The organism is Streptomyces sp. NPDC057654 (assembly GCF_042800135.1).
In the GTDB taxonomy this organism is placed as follows: domain Bacteria; phylum Actinomycetota; class Actinomycetes; order Streptomycetales; family Streptomycetaceae; genus Streptomyces.
Genome location: NZ_JBHVHQ010001047.1, coordinates 1 through 2,687 on the forward strand (window position 1 = coordinate 1; position 2,687 = coordinate 2,687).

Below are 2,687 nucleotides of genomic sequence, written 5' to 3' on the forward strand. Positions count from 1 at the left end.
GTCCCAGGCGTTGGCGAGCGCGAGGGGCGCGGACGGGGTGTGCAGGGAGCGGAAGAGCTCGGCGCTGTTCGGCTGTGAGGCGGTCATGTACGCAGTGAAACACCGGCTGCCGCCCGCCTGCTGGCGAGAATCCGACCTGGTGGCGCCGTGGGCGTACGAGCGTCCTTCCGCCGTTCCGCGCCGGGGCCGACACGTTGAGTGCCGTTCCTCGGGATGGTCCCGGGGAACGGCACTCGGGGGGGGTGAGACGGCTGCCATGCGGGTGGGCGGGGCTGCGCGCGTCCGCGGGCTTCGCCGGTGGAACGGCGGGGGAAGCGAGGCCCTGGAGCCGCTACGCGGGCTTCGTCACCCGCCGACGTTGACGTCGATGCAGGCGTAGAAGGCGTTGGGCGTGTCGGCGACGTTCCAGACCGCCAGCACCTTCTGCTTGCCCTTCAGGCCGCCGAAGTTGACCTGGTGGGTGACCGTCTCGTTCGGCCGCTGGCCGCCGTCGTTGATCTCCGCGATCTTGCGGCCGCCGGCGAAGTACTGCCAGGTGCTGGTCGCGTGGCGGGCGGTCAGCTTCCACTTGAAGGATGTGGTGCTGCCGACGGGCGTGACCTTCCAGCCCTTGCTGTCATTGTCGAGGTCCGCGAACTGCGAGTTGCCGCCGCTGCAACTCTTCAGGCCCTTCGGCCCCTCGACGCTCTGCGGTTCCCACTTGATGGGTCCGCACTGCACGGTGCCCGCCGCACACTGGGCCTGGCGGCTCGGGGGCGAGGACACATAGCCGTGGGCGCTCGCCGAGCCGACGGGCAGGGTCACCGCGATGAGCGGGGCGACGCCCGCGCCGATCAGAACAGCCAGCCTTCGTTTCGATTTCATGCCAACTCCTTCACGCGGGGGCGGTACCACTCCTCACTCGCCGGGAAGGCTGAAAGTGGCACCTCAGAACCGCGCTAGCCGATTGGTCTGTACCATACTCGTTGTCTGACCACGGTCAATAGGTGTCGCGAACGTATCCGTGGTGGATGCACGACACGTCCCATCACCCCCTGAACCCCCGTACAGCTCTCCGTACTCTCCCGTCGCCCTTGCGCCGGGGCTCCCGCGTGTAGTGCGCTGACCCTCATGAAAAAGAGGAGTGTTGCCACGCTGATCGCCGCTCTGGTCACGGGCTCCGTTCTCGCGGGGATGTCCGATGTGAGTGCGGGAGCCACCGAGACGGGCGGCTCCCGCACTCCGTCACCCGCCGACCAGTCATCCGCTGATCCGTCGCCCGCCGACCTCTCGGCTACCGATCACTCGGCTGCCGGTCTCTCGACCGCCGCCTCGTCGCGCGAGCTGGGAGTCGACCTCGACACGGTGACGATCCCGGAGCTGCAAGCCCGTATGGCGGAGGGCGAGCTGACCCCGTCGGCGCTGACCCGCGCCTACTTGCGGCGGATCAAGACCGTCGACCCGAAAATCCACGCGGTGCTGCGCACCGACCCGACAGCGCTGCGCCAAGCGGCCGCCAGCGACGCCAGACATCGGCACGGTCGCGCCCGCGGCCCGCTCGACGGAATTCCCGTCCTGCTCAAGGACAATGTGAATACCCGCGGCCTGCCGACGACGGCCGGTTCGCTGGCGCTCGCCGGAAGCCCGCCGGATACCGATGCCGCCCTCGTGACCCGGCTGCGCGACGCGGGAGCGGTGATTCTCGGCAAGACCAATCTGTCGGAATGGGCGAACTTCCGGGCGGCGAAACCGACATCGGGCTGGTCGGCGGTCGGCGGGCAGACCAACAATCCCTTCGTGCTGGACCGGAATCCGTGCGGGTCGTCCGCCGGTTCCGCCGCCGCGCTCGCCGCTTCGCTCTCGCAGGTCGCGATCGGCACCGAGACGGACGGCTCGATCGTCTGCCCGGCCGGGATGAACGGGGTGGTCGGACACAAGCCCAGCCTCGGCCCGGTCAGCCGGGACGGCGTGGTGCCGATCTCCGCGGAACAGGACACCGCGGGCCCCATGGCCCGTAACGTCACCGACGTCGCGCTCACCTACGCGGTGCTCAGCGGCGACAGTTCCGCCGCTTCCGCCAGTTCCGCCAGTTCCGCCAGTTCCGTCGGCTCCGTCGGCTCCGTCGCACATTCCGGAGCTCTTTCGGGCTCGGGCGATTTCACCCGTCACGGAGGGCTGCGCGGCAAGCGGATCGGCCTGTGGCGGCTGCCCTCGCTCGGGCCGGACGTGGACGCCGTCATGACCCGTACGGCCCAGAAACTGCGTAAGGCCGGAGCCGAGGTCGTCGAGGTCACTCCCCCGTATCAGAAGCGAATCGCCGAAATCGAGTTCCCGGCGCTGCTCAGCGAATTCCACCGGGACATCGACGCTTATCTGGCCACCCGCGAGGGGCCGCGGAACCTCGCCGAACTGATCGAGTTCAACCGCTCCCACCCGGCGGAGCAGACTTGCTTCGCCGGGCAGGAACTGTTCGAGCAGTCCCTCGCCGCGCCGCCGACCACCGACCCGAAATACCGGGCCATGCGGGCCGAGCTGACGGGCCTCGCCAAGCGTTCCATCGACGAGACCATGGCCGCCCACCGGCTTGACGCCATCGCCTCGCCGACGAACCCGCCCGCCTGGACGACCGACTGCGCCCGCGGCGACAACGACGTCATCCCGTCCTCGACGCCCGCGGCCGTCGCCGGGTACCCGTCGCTGTCCGTGCC

The 2,687-nt window shown here is 69.5% G+C and carries 2 protein-coding genes; one reads left to right on the forward strand and one right to left on the reverse strand.

What is annotated here, in order from left to right:
• Window positions 1–345 precede the first annotated feature (345 nt).
• A complete protein-coding gene (locus ACFU99_RS40175; RefSeq protein ID WP_384402675.1) occupies window positions 346–864 on the reverse strand; it encodes a lytic polysaccharide monooxygenase auxiliary activity family 9 protein in 519 nt (172 codons plus the stop codon).
• Window positions 865–1,110: 246 nt separating this feature from the next.
• On the opposite strand from ACFU99_RS40175, the gene ACFU99_RS40180 reads away from it, so the two are divergent.
• Window positions 1,111–2,687, forward strand: a 1,577-nt coding sequence (locus ACFU99_RS40180) for an amidase family protein (RefSeq protein WP_384402678.1), incomplete at its 3' end; no start/stop codon positions are given.

Bases quoted from the DNA above. Each gene is read 5' to 3' on its own strand.
- ACFU99_RS40175 (WP_384402675.1), bottom strand. From the start codon at position 864: ATGAAATCGAAACGAAGGCTGGCTGTTCTGATCGGCGCGGGCGTCGCC.